The organism is Vibrio pomeroyi, from assembly GCF_024347595.1.
GTDB classification, from domain to species: domain Bacteria; phylum Pseudomonadota; class Gammaproteobacteria; order Enterobacterales; family Vibrionaceae; genus Vibrio; species Vibrio pomeroyi.
The window spans coordinates 216,723-233,653 of the sequence record NZ_AP025507.1; the positions used below are offsets into that span (position 1 = coordinate 216,723).

Annotated in this window: 13 protein-coding genes and 1 pseudogene; 7 read left to right on the forward strand and 7 right to left on the reverse strand. The window is 44.8% G+C overall.

Annotated features, from left to right (window positions below):
• Positions 1 to 321: 321 nt before the first annotated feature.
• Positions 322 to 3,238 (reverse strand): annotated as a pseudogene (locus OCV12_RS17130) (alkaline phosphatase family protein).
• 241 nt (positions 3,239 to 3,479) lie between these two features.
• Here OCV12_RS17130 and OCV12_RS17135 point away from each other — a divergent pair.
• Positions 3,480 to 4,259 carry a hypothetical protein gene (locus tag OCV12_RS17135; protein ID WP_261886657.1) on the forward strand — a complete coding sequence of 260 codons (780 nt, stop codon included), beginning with the start codon at positions 3,480 to 3,482 and terminating at the stop codon, positions 4,257 to 4,259.
• Positions 4,260 to 4,423: 164 nt separating this feature from the next.
• Here OCV12_RS17135 and OCV12_RS17140 read toward each other — a convergent pair whose 3' ends face one another.
• Positions 4,424 to 4,762 carry a DUF1840 domain-containing protein gene (locus OCV12_RS17140; RefSeq protein WP_261886658.1) on the reverse strand — a complete coding sequence of 113 codons (339 nt, stop codon included), beginning with the start codon at positions 4,760 to 4,762 and terminating at the stop codon, positions 4,424 to 4,426.
• 315 nt (positions 4,763 to 5,077) lie between these two features.
• Here OCV12_RS17140 and OCV12_RS17145 point away from each other — a divergent pair, with 315 nt between their 5' ends.
• Positions 5,078 to 6,268, forward strand: a complete 1,191-nt coding sequence (locus OCV12_RS17145) for a GGDEF domain-containing protein (protein WP_261887138.1) — start codon at positions 5,078 to 5,080, stop codon at positions 6,266 to 6,268.
• On the opposite strand, the gene OCV12_RS17150 is transcribed toward OCV12_RS17145, so the two are convergent.
• Entirely contained in the window at positions 6,265 to 6,546 is a 282-nt protein-coding gene (locus OCV12_RS17150; protein ID WP_176678987.1) for a hypothetical protein, read from the reverse strand. The two genes, OCV12_RS17145 and OCV12_RS17150, sit on opposite strands and share 4 nt — an antisense overlap.
• Positions 6,547 to 6,703: 157 nt before the next feature.
• Between OCV12_RS17150 and OCV12_RS17155 the strand changes: the two genes are divergently transcribed.
• On the forward strand, positions 6,704 to 7,570 hold the full coding sequence (locus tag OCV12_RS17155) for a pirin family protein (RefSeq protein WP_261886659.1): 867 nt from the start codon (positions 6,704 to 6,706) through the stop codon (positions 7,568 to 7,570).
• Positions 7,571 to 7,769: 199 nt separating this feature from the next.
• Here the strand turns inward: OCV12_RS17155 and ppnP are convergent, their stop codons facing one another.
• Entirely contained in the window at positions 7,770 to 8,051 is a 282-nt protein-coding gene (gene ppnP / locus OCV12_RS17160) for a pyrimidine/purine nucleoside phosphorylase (RefSeq protein ID WP_017057600.1), read from the reverse strand.
• Positions 8,052 to 8,358: 307 nt separating this feature from the next.
• On the opposite strand from ppnP, the gene OCV12_RS17165 reads away from it, so the two are divergent.
• Together OCV12_RS17165 and OCV12_RS17170 are read left to right on the forward strand one after the other, a co-directional pair.
• Positions 8,359 to 8,823 (forward strand): DUF2850 domain-containing protein, encoded by a 465-nt coding sequence (locus tag OCV12_RS17165; protein WP_261886660.1) that lies wholly within the window; start codon positions 8,359 to 8,361, stop codon positions 8,821 to 8,823.
• A 400-nt stretch (positions 8,824 to 9,223) separates the two neighbouring features.
• Positions 9,224 to 11,764: a glycosyl hydrolase family 18 protein gene (locus tag OCV12_RS17170; RefSeq protein WP_261886661.1), complete on the forward strand. Its 2,541-nt coding sequence runs from the start codon at positions 9,224 to 9,226 to the stop codon at positions 11,762 to 11,764.
• Positions 11,765 to 11,900: 136 nt separating this feature from the next.
• Here the strand turns inward: OCV12_RS17170 and OCV12_RS17175 are convergent, their stop codons facing one another.
• Both OCV12_RS17175 and OCV12_RS17180 read right to left on the reverse strand, forming a co-directional pair.
• On the reverse strand, positions 11,901 to 12,749 hold the full coding sequence (locus tag OCV12_RS17175) for an alpha/beta hydrolase (protein WP_261886662.1): 849 nt from the start codon (positions 12,747 to 12,749) through the stop codon (positions 11,901 to 11,903).
• A gap of 219 nt (positions 12,750 to 12,968) precedes the next feature.
• The gene (locus OCV12_RS17180; RefSeq protein WP_123285032.1) at positions 12,969 to 13,562 is read right to left on the reverse strand and encodes a TetR/AcrR family transcriptional regulator; all 594 of its coding nucleotides are present in this window, start codon (positions 13,560 to 13,562) and stop codon (positions 12,969 to 12,971) included.
• Between the two features lie 161 nt (positions 13,563 to 13,723).
• On the opposite strand from OCV12_RS17180, the gene OCV12_RS17185 reads away from it, so the two are divergent.
• The gene (locus tag OCV12_RS17185) at positions 13,724 to 14,680 is read left to right on the forward strand and encodes an AEC family transporter (RefSeq protein WP_261886663.1); all 957 of its coding nucleotides are present in this window, start codon (positions 13,724 to 13,726) and stop codon (positions 14,678 to 14,680) included.
• Between the two features lie 122 nt (positions 14,681 to 14,802).
• Complete coding sequence (locus OCV12_RS17190) at positions 14,803 to 15,843, forward strand: acyltransferase (RefSeq protein WP_261886664.1); 1,041 nt, start codon at positions 14,803 to 14,805, stop codon at positions 15,841 to 15,843.
• A gap of 123 nt (positions 15,844 to 15,966) precedes the next feature.
• Here OCV12_RS17190 and OCV12_RS17195 read toward each other — a convergent pair whose 3' ends face one another.
• Positions 15,967 to 16,845 carry a 6-pyruvoyl trahydropterin synthase family protein gene (locus tag OCV12_RS17195; protein ID WP_261886665.1) on the reverse strand — a complete coding sequence of 293 codons (879 nt, stop codon included), beginning with the start codon at positions 16,843 to 16,845 and terminating at the stop codon, positions 15,967 to 15,969.
• Between the last annotated feature and the right edge of the window lie 86 nt (positions 16,846 to 16,931).

A 16,931-nucleotide genomic window follows, 5' to 3' on the forward strand; every position in this document is an offset into this window, starting at 1 on the left:
CCATGCACTCTTTGCAATTTGATAATTGAAATAATAAGGAGTCTAAAAAGCGACCACATGAGAGAGGGTCTTAGAATAACTAGGAAAAATTCTTAGTTCAGAATAAGGCATCATGAAAACGTGAAGAGTATCACTTTGTTTAAAATGTGTTATATCGTTAGGAAGATTTGGAGATAAGCCATCATTCAAGCCATGCTCGCTCCGTTCTGAGCAACCAAATACCTATTTCATAGAAATGTTTAGTAGAAGTCTAATGTGGCAAATGAAAGCCACATTAGACCCGTTTTCCAGTTTCAAAACCTAAGCCATTGAGGCTTCGATTTAGTTGTTCTTAGGAACATCCAGATGATTGAGCAACGAAGGATAACCCCAACCGTTCTCACCTTCGACTACAGCCTCTCCGGTTAAATATTCAAAAAGCGTCGGTGCTAACGAGCCATTGGCTTGGATTTTTAATGGTTGTGAGTTTTCACCAATTGGCGTGCCCCAGAAACCAATGAATGCATCTTTCTCTAAGTAGTCTTCACCAGCATGACGACCCGGTACCTTAGTGTTATAACCAATTCCAGCTTTCGGGAACAGGTTAACCGTACCAGCTCTATCTTCAAGGTAGATATTGGCTAGTTGATTGACAGAGTCTGGTCGAGGAGTCGGTTGGGTTAACTCTGTCCACTGCGCACTGCTACACCAAGTTGTGAGATCTTCCTTGATTGCGCGGTTTATGCACTTTTCCACTAGCTTGGAATAATGAGAAAAGTCAGCCTTGCTTGGTGCCGCTAAATACGGATTGAGCGTTTGGGTGTTGAGTAAAATTGGAGGTCGATTGGCATCCAAAAGATTCGTAGAAAAGCTTGTCACCTTCGCGTGTAATCAATTCATCAACTCGTTTTAAGTCGCGATTACCTATTACACGAACTGCGCAACTTTGCGGGTCACAAGCACTCTCTCTGACCACCATGTAATCGAGGCTTTCCGGCAAGCGCTGCGTTATCTGAGCTATCACATCAATGTTCTCATCTTTCGGCGCTGCAAGTGGCGCCCATTGTTTGAGCTCTTGATAGATGGGCTGCGCCTGCCAGCCTTGGCTTGAGTTAAAGAAGTCCATCATAAAGTTGCCACCAGCAGTCGAGGCCACAACAACATCAATGTCCTTCGAGCTCGGATAGCTTAGAGCATTGGTAATTTTAGGCCCCTCACCTTCGTCTGATGATATTTTCTTAACGACTATTGGGTAATCCAGATCCGCTTGTAATCCTTCAAATACTTGCTTCTCAGGGTTAAGCGCATAAAACACTGGCGTTAATCCATGATCACCTGCCATACCCCATAGAGTTTTATCGTAAACACCTGCGCTACGATAAGTCGCTTCAATTTGACGAATCCAATAATCTAATCGGTTTAGCTCGCCAGTCGGCATTAAGATCTCGTCACTAAAAGGCCCCGTGAAGTGTGCAAAGTGATCCGGCCATGGGTTATAAACCAAGGTATAGTCCGGCATCCCTTTTCCATCGAGGTCAGCGTACTGAGTGATGTCCTGCTTCACCTGAACTTTCTTTGAATATTTGGTGAAGAAATCAAAGCCAGATATAGACTGATACGCTTCAATATCTTCAATCAAGGCTGCACGCTTTTCTCGTAGAGTCACTTCAACTTCAGAACGCTCTTGCAGTTCTTTAACGCAGCGTTTCTCACCATAATCACGTAACGACTCCCCCAAGCCTAAATTCACTAGGCCGTCATAAGTCGTGTGCGCATTCCAGTCATATTGAGCGTTACAGTTCAGCGTTTTAAGGTAATCAAGACGATCAAACATGGTTTGCACTTTGTTGTCTGCCATCAATACATCCAACTGCAACGCATCATTACCGAAGAAGTAATACGCTCGGTCGATCTCTCTATCAACAAAATGGAAGTTGGGAATGCCAGTACCACCTTGTCCCGACACTTTTGCGCCAGTCTTAATTATTGGCAGGTTACGTACGCTGATCGTCGGAGTAGAAGATATACCGACTCGACTAATATTGTCACGATGCTCTTGATAGAGCTTTTTGAAGAAAGGTAGATAGTGCGGGTCGCGGTAGGTTTGTTCAGATAGAACTTCCATGAACCGCACCTGTTGTCGATGCTCTGGTTCAATCACCTCCTCTGCTTGAGGCTTGTACTGCGCTCGATTTTTATGATTCTGATAAGCCACCGAGATGAAAGGCGTACTCTCATCGACTAAACCTTCGATTAAGCCTTGTTGTAGACCATCAACAGTCACTTGAACCGCAAAGCGCTTGTTCTGTTGAGAGTCTAAAAATTGAATGAGCTGCTCTGGCTTTTCACTAAATGCTTGTTGCATCCAATCATCGAGCGCTTCTGCTCGCTCTTCTTTAAACACAAATTGTCGGTAGGCTTTAAGCAAGTTTAAGCGCACGAAATCAATGAGTGTGATAGTAAGGGCTTGCGCTTTATTGTTCGGCTTATCGGCGTTTTCAGGCTTGCCATCTTCTGCAATCGCAAGCATTGCTGATTTCATATCACCTTCATCCATTCCGGATGCGGCTTTGCCTATTAGATCAACAATGATCGGTTGAATCTGAGCGATGATCGCTAAATCTTCAGGGCTATTGATTAAGTAGGTGTAACTCTCTGGGAGGGTCTCCATGTCTTGCCAAACACCAATTTCAAACAGCGCATCGTAGATAACGACCATATTGGCAATGAAGTGTTCATCGATACGAATACCTTCATGGTGACCAGTTGCTTCAGTCGAGGTATCTGGCTCTTTATGTTCTGATACTGGCTCGTCACCGACATAATAGAGGCTATGTTCAAAGCCTTTTAATACCTCTTCATCATAGACTGTCGACAGGTATGCTTTGAATACATCTTCACTGCTCAAACCTGAATAACGGTCATAGTAACTATAGAGAAAATAGCCCAAAGGAATTGAATAAGTTGGGTTAGATAGTTGAGCGATCACTCGTGCTTTCGTTTTCGCATCTAAAGGCAGTGCGAGAATGTACGCATCTAACGTTACGCCGCCGATGGTAAAAAGTGTCGCATCGCGAGTAAGCGTAGCCGAGTAGCTCAGGCTTGAAAGCACCTGATTTTTCAACACCTCGCTAGAACTGAATACGCCACCAATAACAGGCGTTGTCGAGATATCGGCGAAACTGGGCGCTGACAAAACAGCCAGCGAAAGAGAACTGAGTAAACTGGCACAACCACGAGCTTGAGAATAGAAACTCATCAAATATCCTTTAGTTCAGTGTGTTTTTATAAATATAAATTATTGTTCCAGTTTACTTTAATTACTAAAAATATGTGTAGTTATGCCTATAAAAGTATTTGAATTTTCATCGCAAGATATGACTCTACCCGTAATATTTGAAACACTTCGCAACAAATAAAACACTGTTCACAATCATCTCCTGACATTGTATTGATAAAGTCCGATGCTCTTTATTTGTGCACATTTTAAGGCCAAACTTATGAACTCGTTTACTAAAGCTTCGCTGACTGCAGCTATCAGTCTTCCACTACTTGCTGGGTGTGTGACACCGGGTGAAGATGATCCAAATGCAAGCACCAAGCAAGGTGCTGTAGGTGGTGCGTTACTTGGGTTAACACTTGGGGCATTAACAGGTGAAGCGGATTTAGCGGTTCAAGGAGCGATGGTCGGTGGCCTAGCCGGTGGTGTCGCAGGTGCAAGTAACGATATTCAGAACAATCGTGAAAACATCCGTCACGACAGCCGTAACGAGGCCATTGCACAAACTGGTGGCACGCAAGCAGTAAGCCCAGCGAGCACTGAAACAACTCAACAAAACTGGCAAGAGCTTAATAACTTCATTGGCGAGTGGAACGTAACCATTCGTAACCATGTTGATACCAGCAGCAATATCGACAGCCTTCAAGCGACGGGTAATCTAGCGAGTATTAGCCAAGCCAACATCAATATTGGAAACCAACAGGGCGTTGAGCTATCTGCACAGTTTTCTTATACAGCAGAGCAAGGTTATCAACTGGATGTCATGAACGACGCGACTGACGTAACGGTTAACTTCGCAGGTGAACATCAACCACAAGCGAATCGCTACAACTTCTACCCAACCAACATTCAAGACATCATTTACCAAGACGTGAACAGTGCTGATGTTCGCCTAGAACTAGCGATGGTGAGTGACAAGCTATGGATTATCGACAGCTACGCATACATCGATGGTTCTGAGAAGAAGCTACAATCTATCCGCTTCAATAAAGCGAGCTAATAGAGTGATATAACAAAGCCAGCACAACCACTTCGCTCAACAATACTATCAATATTGAGCAATGGTTTAATGCTGGCTTTGAACATGATGCCCTATTCTTCGCTGCAAAGGCTATATCACTTATTTTCTAAAGCCTGTGCTGCAATGAATAGAAATAAAACCCCTTACAAACGCTTACCGCTGCCGTCTTCCCACATCACTTCACACTCTTCTTTGATGGCTGCTTTTAACAACTCTACCAGCGGAAATGCACGGCTACCGATATTCACTGGCGCTTCAATAACTTCATCTTCGTTATCGTCGTCTGCATCGTTCTGCTCTACTGATTGCTTTTGTTCGACCTCAAGCGCAGCGCGTAAATTATTTAGAGCTTGAGGCACCTCTGAAGCATCAATGGCACCAGGGATAGTGCCACTATGTCCAAGCATTTTGATGAACTGAAGACCGATCTCACCAAACATGGTGACGCTAGCATGAGCCTTGCAACTAAACGTAATTAACATAATGAGCCTCTATCAAATTCGATTGTCTACAGACTATGTTGAGTAAATCATTGGAAAGCAAGTACATAATCATCAAAGAACGGCCACCAACCTGATCGTTGGCGACTACTTCCTAAAAGAAATCTGCACCGTCGGTGATATACATCACTATTAATAATGTCTTAATCAGTCTTTCATATGAAACCTTGATAGTAGTCACACTAAATAGGTATCTAAGTCTCTGCGTAGCTTGTTATTTAATCTACTATTAATACCATGATCAAAATTAGTGGCACAAATCACATGAACAGGCTGGTCGGTAGACACCTAGAAGAAATGGCGGACATACGATCCACCCGAAAACAGAAAATTGTCTACTCCTTTTCACTGACTGCCGCGGCACTATTCATTTTCTACACGTGGGCTTACTTTCAGGGCCAGCATTACACCTTGTCGGTTTTTGAGCTGTGTTTTGCGATTATCGCTATCTCGAATGCCTTTTACGTCAGAAAGGTTATAAACCCTGACTACTCGGAACTGATTCTAAGTGGTGTACTGCTCGTTCAGGGTGTGATTCTATTCTTGTACAGCCACGCCATTCCCGATCGAATCCTTTGGCTCTACCCTATTCTGGCGGCGGTGATTTTTATCAACGACTTCCGAATAGGCATCATCTTTAGCACATCGTTTTGCCTGTTTATCAGTACGCTGATTACCGCGTTGCCTAACAACTTCTCTCTGCCTTTTAATAGCACTCATCGCTTCGTTCTCAGTCTATTTACCATGAGTTTGGTGTGTCACACCTCGGCTTATTACTACACAAAAGCGGTGAGCTATATTCAACGTTTGTACAAAGAAGGCATTGAAGATTTAGCCTACCGAGATCAGCTGACAGGGTTAGCAAACCGTTGGAGCTTTGAACGCTGGGCTGTAGAAAAGCTTGCAACCGTCGATAGTAAGCGATCACTTACCGCACTGGTCTTTTTGGACATCGATGACTTTAAAGCCATTAACGATAGCTATGGGCACGATGTGGGCGACAGCGTTTTACAGCATTTTGCCAACCGCTTGAGCAACAATATTCGAACCCGAGATAGAAAGAGTCACGAATACGACTATTCAATTGCGCGCTTTGCCGGGGATGAGTTCGTTCTGATGCTCTACGATATTCCAACTCGAAAGGACCTCGACGGTATTCTCGATAGAATATGTGGCTTATTTGAGAGCGGTTGCCAGACAAACGAAAGAATCAAAGAACTGACACTCAGTGTTGGTGTGTCTTTGTACCCACAAGATGCGACAGAATTACATGAGTTAACAAGGTGTGCCGACAAAGCAATGTACGTTGCCAAACATTCTGGGAAGAACCGATATGCTTATTATCACGACAACCCAGTATCGACATTGATAGAAGAATTACCGACGAATTTACCTTGTTCAGAATCGGGGTCTTCTGAACTTGAAGAGTGTCTTGAAACGAAAGTGGAAGGGAACAATGTAACGCTGTTAAAAACACGTAAACGTTAGCCTGCCATATACATAACCCAAAGGCTTACTAGACCAATCACAATAATCCATACAACCTGTCGAGTACGGTCTGGGTTAATACGCTTGGATCTAGCAACTGGCTTAAAGGCGACTTGTTTCGCCGAATGCATAAAAGCCGCTTCCACCTCACGCTTTTTCCCCCGTCGCTTTACAGCGTTATTCGCTACTTCAGTAAAACGCTGACCTTGCTCCGTTGTAAAATCATTATCAAAGCCCATTCGACCGTGCCTTTCGCCATGTTTTTGTTGTACTGCCATAGCGGCCTCCTTGGCGATCTCATCTATATTGAGTATAGACTTAATTTCATATTGTTACCTGTTCAAGATTTTCGAATAAGTCACTCAACGTTGTGCCATCTTCTTTTCAAATCAAATTCCATAAACTAGCCCTATTCAAGTTTACGAGGGTTTCAATATGTCGAATGTAAGAACCGTAGAGCATGTAATCTCAGCGCATGCCACCTCGGATGGTGATGGCGTCAAAATCCAAAGAGTCGCTGGTTTCAATAACGCGCGTTTCTCTCCATTTTTGATGATTGATGAACTCAAGTCGGATGAAAGCAAAGACTATGTTGGCGGTTTTCCTCCTCATCCTCACCGTGGAATAGAGACACTCACTTACATGCTCCAAGGTCACTTCCAGCACAAAGACCACATGGGCAATGTCGGAGAACTTCGCAGCGGCGGTGCACAATGGATGGCCGCAGGTCGTGGTGTCATTCACAGTGAAATGCCAATGATGGAAGAAGGTGCGCTGCACGGCTTTCAGATTTGGATAAACCAACCAACAACACACAAAATGCAGCCTGCGCAGTACCATGACTTCCAAAGTGAAACTATTACTGAGCATCAAAGTGAACAATGCGGTTTGTTACGCGTAATTGCCGGTGGGTTTGAGTTACATAAACAAGCTGACTCAGAAACTTCGCGAGCACAAGGTCCACTACAAAAGACAGGTGTGCCATTAAGTGTTGCGGATTGGCGATCTCATTCAGGCCAAGAAGTTTCTTTGGAAACTGATGCGACTCACAATGCCATGGCTTACGTGTACAGAGGCAGCATTCAGATCGGTGGTAAGGCTATCAACCAAGGTCAACTTGCGTTACTGACCAAAGCTGAACTACTTTCTTTGAGTAGCTTAGAAGATTCCGGTGTGTTGATTTTTGCTGGTCAACCGATTGATGAGCCTGTTGTGCATTATGGTCCGTTCGTCATGAACTCGATGGAAGAGATTGAACAGACTATTCAGGACTACAACAACGGCGTTTTTGAGACTTACTAATGCCCGTGCTTTGAACTTTGATGAGCTTTGAAAAGAGTACTGAAGAGGCTTAACAACGAACAACGAACAACGAATTTTGGTCGTCCATTTGATGACTGTAAAAACAAGTGACACTATCCACTGCCGGTTACTATCACTTATTTAACCACGCTCCTAGAGCGTGGTTTTTTCTTATTGAGCAGAAGCTATTTCAGGCTTCTTATAGGTACTCACACAAGTAAGCCGTTGCTTCTTTTACTTGCAGGTCGAAAGAAGAATCGCCCGCAACGTCAAAAGACTCACCAGATTGGTATGTAGTCCAATCGTCATCGCCAACACGCTTTACAATCAGAGCGCCTTTAACCACGGTCATCTTTTCAGGAGCTGCAGTACCGAATGTGTATTCGCCCGCCGCCATCACACCAACACTCACATCAGCACCAGATTGGTTAAACGCTAACGACTTAACGCCACCTTCAAAGTATGTGTTTTCTTTAATCATTGTACTTCCTTGTTATCTTCAAATTGCAGTTATTGGGCTCAACGAATAAGCCTATGCGTAAATTTAGGTGATAATTGTTTTAACCAATTCACGGCCTTCCCACAAGAAATAAATACGCATAGCTTAAGCATTTCGACAATTGAGATGCATTGATTGAACAAATACGACCAGGAAAACTGAAAATTATCCAAAGCAACCCATTTATCTAGAACATTCGATCCTGCTTCTAACTCTTATAACAATCTTTGCAAACTAAGATTTTAATTTATAGACTTAAGAACGGTACATGTGAGGAAATGAAGAGATAATGGCAAAAAAGCCCACTAAAAGCAGAGATCTATTTGCCAACTCGCTACTTTACGGCTTCCTATTAGCCGGTTTTATGATTGCCCTCACCGCAGGCTATTTTGCTTATCAAGCCCACCAGCAATCTGTCAGTCCAAGCAATGTCCATGGCACATGGATAGAAATTGGTGCTCCCCCTTACAAAACCGATATTCTGACGCTTTCAGACAATGGCGTGATGATGAACCATCGCTTCATCAGTACTTCGTTTGATTTTGATGGTAAGGTTGTCACGATCAATACAGGTTCTGGACCAACGGTTTACACTATTAGTGGTACCTACGATTCACCTCGTTTAAAGCGATTGGTACCGAGTACACCCTCTCAGCAGTTCATCAAAGAAGGTTATGAAGATACCGCAACCGGTGACACTCACAGCATCATGCAACAACGACGCGCTTCACTGGCAGAGCAATTCAAAAGATAGCCATCACCTCCTAAGAGCTCTCGATACGCTTTAAGCACTTTCTCAACACACTTTAAATACCTCACCTAACGTTCAATACTTTGTGATACTGCTTCAAGCTTGCGATATTTTCATATAGTTTGTCGCACCTTTACATAACTTCATGTCGTGTAATTTCACTTATGAGATTTTCCTACTGAATGATGTTTTATTTTATAAAACATGGACTCAGCCTCTCACTCATTAAGCAACAAAATTGTAACAAGATACAATTTTTTAGTTGTCCATCGAAAACGGATTTATTTTCAGTTATGAAATTAAAACTCTCTCGAATACTGACGAGGAAGCTCCTTCAAAACTGACTGGAGCCGTTTATGGGGCCATTTGGTTCTCGTAACCTTCAAGGAATGAGAGAAATAGTATGATTCGTATAAATACCTGTGCTGCAAGCATTGCTCTAGCGCTATCTGGTACAGCGTTAGCTGCTCCGACAGCACCTAGCATCGACATGTACGGTTCCAACAACCTACAATTTTCAAAAATCGAACTCGCGATGGAAACCACCTCTGGCTACAACCAGATGGTTAAATATCACGACAAAGCAAAAGTCGACGTTAAGTTCAACCAATGGAGCGGAACGTCAGGAAACACGTACAACATCTACTTTGATGGCGTTAAAGTAGCCACGGGCCCAATCACTGGTAGCCAAACCACGGCCTCATTCGAATACGGCCAAGGCGGCTTGTTCGATATGGAAATTGAAGCGTGTGACGAAACAGGTTGTAGCAAAAGCGCACCCGCTAAAATCACGATTGCCGATACCGATGGCGCACACTTAGCGCCACTTGCGATGAATGTGGATCCGAACAACAAGTCATACAACACAGATCCAAACACGGTAGTAGGTACTTACTTTGTTGAATGGGGTATTTATGGTCGTGACTACACGGTAGATAACCTACCCGTTGATAACTTGACCCACATCCTTTACGGCTTCATCCCAATTTGTGGTCCTAACGAATCAGTAAAATCGGTAGGTGGAAACAGCTACAACGCCCTAATGACAGCTTGTCAGGGTGTGAATGATTACGAAGTAGTGATTCATGACCCATGGGCCGCTTTCCAGAAGAGTTTCCCTCAAGCGGGCCACGAATACAGCTCACCAATCAAGGGTAACTACGCAATGATGATGGCGCTCAAACAGCGTAACCCTGATTTGAAGATCATCCCATCGATTGGTGGTTGGACGCTGTCTGACCCATTCTTCGATTTCACAACCAAAGCAAACCGTGACACCTTTGTCGCATCGGTTAAGAAATTCCTTAACACATGGAAATTCTATGACGGTGTGGATATCGACTGGGAATTCCCTGGTGGCGGCGGTGCTGCGCCAGACCTTGGTGACCCTGTAAACGATGGCCCTGCTTACATTGCACTGATGGCAGAACTACGCGTGATGCTAGATGAGCTAGAAGCTGAAAATGGTCGTACTTACGAACTCACATCAGCGATCGGTGTTGGTCACGATAAAATTGAAGACGTGGACTACGGCGATGCTATCCAATACATGGATTACATCTTCGCAATGACTTACGACTTCTACGGCGGTTGGAATAACGTGTTGGGTCACCAAACCGCATTGAACTGCGGTAACTTCATGCGCTCTGGTCAATGTGATGGCACAGGACTTGATGAAAATGGCGAACCATACACAGGCCCTGCCTACACCACAGACAACGGCATTCAACTGCTTCTTGAGCAAGGTGTTCCAGCCAACAAACTTGTTGTTGGTACAGCGATGTACGGTCGTGGTTGGGAAGGCGTATTACCATCATCACTTTCAGATCCTAGCGACCCTATGACAGGGGTTGGTAACGGAAAACTGAAAGGCAGCTCTGCGCAAGGAGTCTGGGAAGATGGTGTTATCGATTACAAAGGCATAAAGGCGAACATGCTTGGTGCGAACAACCAAGGTATCAATGGCTTCGAATACGGTTACGACGAAATGGCAGAGGCGCCTTACGTTTGGAACCGCACTTCAGGTCAGCTGATCACATTTGATGATGACCGCTCTGTAAAAGCAAAAGGCGCGTACGTTCGTAGCCTTGGTCTTGCAGGCCTATTCTCTTGGGAAATTGATGCAGATAACGGCGATATTCTGAATGCAATGCATGAAGGTCTAGCCGGTGGTACCACCGATCCTGTAAACCGTAAACCAACTGCTGCAGCAGGTCCTGACCAATCCGTTGAAGGCCCAGCTTCTGTTTCTCTGGATGGCAGTGCTTCAAAAGACAGCGACGGCACAATTGCTAGCTACGCTTGGTCACAAGTGAGCGGAACTGCCGTAACACTGGCTAATGCCAATGCAGCTGTTGCAAGCTTCGATATTGTTGAAGTCGCACAGCAAGAGACTCTAACATTCAGCCTAACCGTAACAGACAACGAAGGCGCAACGTCAACTGACACAGTTGTTGTAACGGTAAATCCTAAAGACACAGGCCCAGTCAACACAGCACCAGTTGCAGTGGTTACGGCCCCGGCTGAAGTCAATGCGGGTGACGTTGTTGTGGTTGATGCGTCAGCGTCTAGCGATGCGGATCAAGACACATTAACCTTCACGTGGGATGTACCAGCAGGTATCAACGCAACAGTACAAGGCGCTTCAGTAAGCTTTGTTGCGGCTGAATACACGCAAGACACGATGCTGAACTTCTCAGTGACAGTGAGTGATGGTACCGATACATCAGTCGCGGCTACTTCAGTGAAAGTCCTCAAGAAAACCACAGGCGGTGGTACGTGTACTAACGCTTGGGATTCAAGTGCAGTCTACACTGGTGGCGACCAAGTGACTCAAGGCGGTAAGGTTTGGGAAGCGAAATGGTGGACAACAGGTGAAGACCCAACAACGACAGGCCAATGGGGCGTGTGGAAAGAGATCGGCCCAGCAAGCTGTGCTAACTAAGGACAAGATTAGTTAAAGCTAACTAGACAACTAGGCAACTAGGCAACTAAAAGCAAAGGCCAACCAGAGAATATCTGGTTGGCCTTTTTCGTGTTTGTTTTCTTAACCCACGTTCTGCTTGTTTGAGTAGTTAAACCTAACCAATCAAGTTATCAAAGCTCTCGAATACTTGCGGGCACTTCATCACTCGACCGTGACCTTGGCCTTGAGTGGCAATCAAGGTAACACGGTTCATTTCAGTCGCCGCACGCTGAGACACATCAAACTTAGTAAACTTGTCTTTCTCATCATGAACGATGATCGTTTGAGACTCACGAAGCGCCAGTTTTCCATAAGGATCAACAGACTGAATTGGGTAGTTAAATTGCTCTTCCACTTCACCGACTACCGCCTCGAAAAGCTTCATTGAGTAACCAGAACGAGCCACGCTGCCGAATAGGTTTTCGAGGTAATCCAATACAGGTGCAATCAGCAACAATGGTTTGTTTTCCAACTTAACATGCTTACATTCCAACGCAGAAGCCGTACCCATACTATGACCAACCAAGCCTGCTACTTCACCAACCGAATCTAGAATCGCTTCCAAGCCATTCACAAATGCAGGGATATGACCATGTACGCCATCACTGCCACCATGAGCTGGATGATCGTAAGCCAGAGCCGTAAAGCCTTTAGCTGCGATATGTTCCATCAGAGGAAAGAACTGACTCGCAGTGCCAGACCAACCATGAGTCAGCACCCAAACTGGGCCAGTACCCAGAGAGTAAGTTTTTAGCACGCCATCACGGCCTTTGATTTCACTCTTGATCAGCCCTTTAGGATCAGCATTTTTTTGCTCGGTACGCATTGGAGTAAGCAATAACTTACGCGCTGTTTTCTTTGCATGGCTCGGTGCGAGAATGTAATGCAGGTTGGTTGTTGCACCAATCAGGCTGCGCTTGAAGCTGAATTTGTTCGATGTATTAAAATAGATTTTGTCACTCATGACCGTTCCTTGTATCGCCATCTTGATTGGCGGGTCGAGCTCGACCCTAAAATCGAACGACCGTGCTATTTGTTGGTATAAAAAATGGGGCAAAGCTGTTTAAAGCTGCTTGCCGCCACTTCTCTTAAAATTGTTAGACCTTACATCAGCAAAGCTCACATGCTTTTCTAACTCTATGTTTTGCGAGCTAAGTAGTTTACGAACTAAGCGGCTTACTCGTTAAACCGCTTTCCAGCTAGCGATTAAGCGCTCTACACCGCTCCAAAAATGCGTGTGGCTCGCTTGTTGGCCTCTTAACGAGTAAAACAAGTTCGCACTCAGGTAGAGACCGTATAACTCGAAGGTTGCCTGTTTCGGATCTAAGTCGGATCTGAACTGCTTGCTCTCAACTGCTTTTGCTACCTGAATCGTCAAGTAATCAATCCAAACCGAAATGGTTTTCTGCAGCGCTTTCTGAATCACAGACGTTTCACTGCCTGCATCTTTCCAAGCATCAATAAACATGCAGCTGCCTTGGAACGAATGGTTCCAACCCAGCCAGTTATCGAGCAACTGCTTCAATTTCGCTTCAATATCACCATCACCGAGCTCTCGCGCAGGAATGATGACTCTTTCAGTGAATATGGCGTTGGAATATTCGAGTACAGAGAGCTGCAGGTTCTCTTTAGAGTTAAAGTGCGCAAACAAGCCACTCTTAGACATGCCACATTGCTTGGCTAACTCGCCAATCGTCAAACTCTCGAGCCCATTCTCACTCGCAAGCGCGAACGCATGGCTCAAAATATACTCTTTGGTTATCTTTCCCTTGCTCATTATTCACCAATAACAAATCTGATACGTTATTTTTAGCACGTTCGTTCTTTTTTTCAAAGATTTTTACTTATCTATTGGGATTCAATTTCTCTTCTCAAAGAATTGTGGAAAAATGCGACAGTATTCAAAGGAAATTGAAATCGACTAACAAAGGAAAAAAAATGAACACACTTTGGGAACAGTTTGCGTTTTCGGCGTCAGTAACAGGCCCCATCTGTTTAATGCTGTTTCTTGGTGTGATGCTCAAGCGAATCGGCTTAATCAATGACAACTTCATTGATGTCGCATCCAAGGTGGTGTTTCAAGTCACCCTGCCTGCAATGCTGTTTTTGAGCATTGTTCAGTCTAACCACGACTTTGCCGCAAGTGGAAAGCTGGTCATTTTTGGCTTGTTAGCCAACCTAGCCTTCTTCGTATTCACCACTGTCAGCACTAAAATGGCTTTTAAAAAGCCTCAAGACCAAGGTGTGATCGTGCAAGGTGGCTTTCGTGCCAACACCGCTATTATCGGGCTTGCTTACGTTGCCAATATATACGGCAACGATGGTGTCGCTCTCGCAGCTCTTTATGTCGCCTCCTTGACGGTTCTCTATAATATTCAGGCCGTTATCGCGCTCACTCCAAAGGGCCAAGAGTCGGGTGACAAAGCCATTCAAGTCATCGTTAAAACACTCACCAAAAACCCTCTTATTATCTCGATCGCCTTAGGTGTACTGTTCTACTTACTGTCGATTCCAGTACCGAAAATGGTGACTGATGCAGGACAATATTTCGCTAATATGACGTTACCGTTAGCCCTTTTGTGCACGGGAGGGTCGCTTGATATACGCTCTCTGAAAAAAGATAAGGGCCCGACTTGGTTCTCTACCGGATACAAACTGGTTTTGGCTCCGCTACTGATCACGCTAGCTGCCCTGTTCTTCGGTTTTAAAGGATTAGATCTTGGTCTTATCTTCTTGATGAGCGCCGCACCGACCGCTGCTGCGAGCTATGTTATGGCACGTGCGATGGGTGGAAATTCAACATTGGCAGCCAACATTATCGCACTCACCACCGTCGTTTCACTTATCACTTGCACGCTTGGCATTTTCGTACTTACTGCAATGGGTTTAATATAGCTGCGACAGGCTTCAAAGAATCAATACAAGCCTTAAAACAAAGCTCGCAACCCTTGATTTAGCGCTAACTGGTTCAATAAAAAGGCTGTTAGATTCTACGAAAATTTTCTTAGAGATCTGATATGTCTTCCGTTCAACATACGCCTTCACAACGCATCGCCAGTATTGAGTTGGGTAGAGTGATTGCTATCTTGGCGATCATTGGCTTACACGGCCAAATGGCACTTACTTATTGGCAAATCGATGAAGTGCCTTGGATTGGTTATGTGCTTAACCAAGCCGCTCGCTTCGCTGTGCCTCTGTTCTTCCTTATTTCAGGTTATCTGATTCAACCTAAGCTCACTGCATCGCCTTGGACAACCGTGGTCAACTACTCTAAACCACTACTTAAGGTTTGGTTGGTTTGGAGCATTATTTGTCTAGTCATGCCATTCAACCTCGCGAAGGTGGAAGAGTTCGGCTACTTAGGCGAACGCCAAGGCTATTGGGGCTTTTTAATGAACACCCCGCTCAACTCTTTCTTAGAGGGTGGGTTGGTTCATTTATGGTTTATTCCCGCTCTCGTATGTGCCGTTTTGATCATCGCTCTAATGGTCGAAATGAAACTCGACAAACTGCTATTACCAACGGCGATTGGACTTTACGTCTATGGTGTCTTGGCAGGCAGCTACGCGAGCTTAACCGACCTAAGCGCTCCATTTTTCACGCGTAACGGCCCGTTCTTTAGCACGTTAATGGTGACCTTAGGCTTCCTCATTCGTCAGAATCAATGGAAGGTGTCATCAACTAAAGCGTTGGGATTACTCTCGTTAGGCATGTTGATTCACTTTACTGAGGCGGCATGGCTAACCACGTTCGACGTCGGATTCAACATGAATGATTTCTTGTTTGGTACGGCACTATGGGGAATGGGCGTGTTTATGTGGCTTTTGGCTAATCCAAACATCGGCGACTACGCGTGGGTCCGCGCGATCTCGAATCGAATGCTAGGCATCTATGTTTGCCATTTGCTGGTCATTATCGTGCTGTTCAATGTCTGTGGAGTTTTGGGTATCACTGAGTTAGCAAAAGACGTGACCGTATTCTTTGGCACTGCATTGTTGAGCTTCGGGTTAGTTGTTGGAATCGAAAAAACACCATTACGACGCGTGCTACTTCGTTAGCACCAAAAAATGGCGCAAAGAACTTTCTCGGTTTAACTAGCAACAAAAAATAAAGGCAAGATAACTTAATATCTTGCCTTTATTTCATCATATTGGAACTGAGGTTATCTCACTCGTGAGGTGTTATAAGAACGCCATCGCGCCTTTACCTACCCCTTCATAAGCCACGATTTGTAATGATTGGTTTTCTGCCAAGCTTGGGGCAACTTGATCCGCGATATAGCCTGCCAGCAATTCCACCGTGGTATCAGTTGGTAAGATTTCCGTTTCGCTCTTAGCAATCGCTAGCTCAAATTCACCTTGTGGCGCCGTGTAGCTGAAGCCATAGTGACTTTCATCATCTGCACTTTGCGCGTGTTCACTCAGGTTAAGTGATGAAACCGCAACTTGGTCTTCTTTAGAACCTAAATAAATATCTTCCCAGCGCTGCGCAAACGCCTGCTCGCGTTGTTCGTCGCGTTGACCATCAACTAAAATTTCGACTGGAGAACGGTGACCATGCGCGATGCGCTGACAGTTGCCATCGTGCTTTTTCAAGCCATGAGTATAGTGGTAGAACGCGCCATTAATGTTTTCATGGCGAAGGGTAATCTCTAACCCTGTGACGTTACTTGGAAGGTTGTCGCGAAGAATATCATAAACATGAGCGGTCACACTCTCGATGGTGATCGCTTCAGCGTCAATCAGACAGTATGCTTCATCAGGGCAGTGCAGGTGCAGGCTCTTGTCACCACGCAGCACATCCACCTTAGAGTAACCGGCTTTGCTTGCTTGATGTACGATTGCAGCGTTTTTCATTGGCAGCAGTAAGCGATGGTCAACATGTTGATCAACCAGCTGTTTGATCTGCTTTTTGACTCGGCTAAAGTCCAGCACCATGCTCATTTCGTTTAGTTCACCAGACATGGTGACATCTAAAATCCAACTATCTCCTACGACCCCTCTGTGTTCACAGATGTATGAAGAATCGATAACGGTAAGGTCTCTTACAAATAGGTTCAAGTGGAACTCCTTAGTGCTTTAATGAGATACGGGAGGCTGAATAATGTTCAGCAGGCACTTCGTCTCATTGATGTCTGATAAAATAG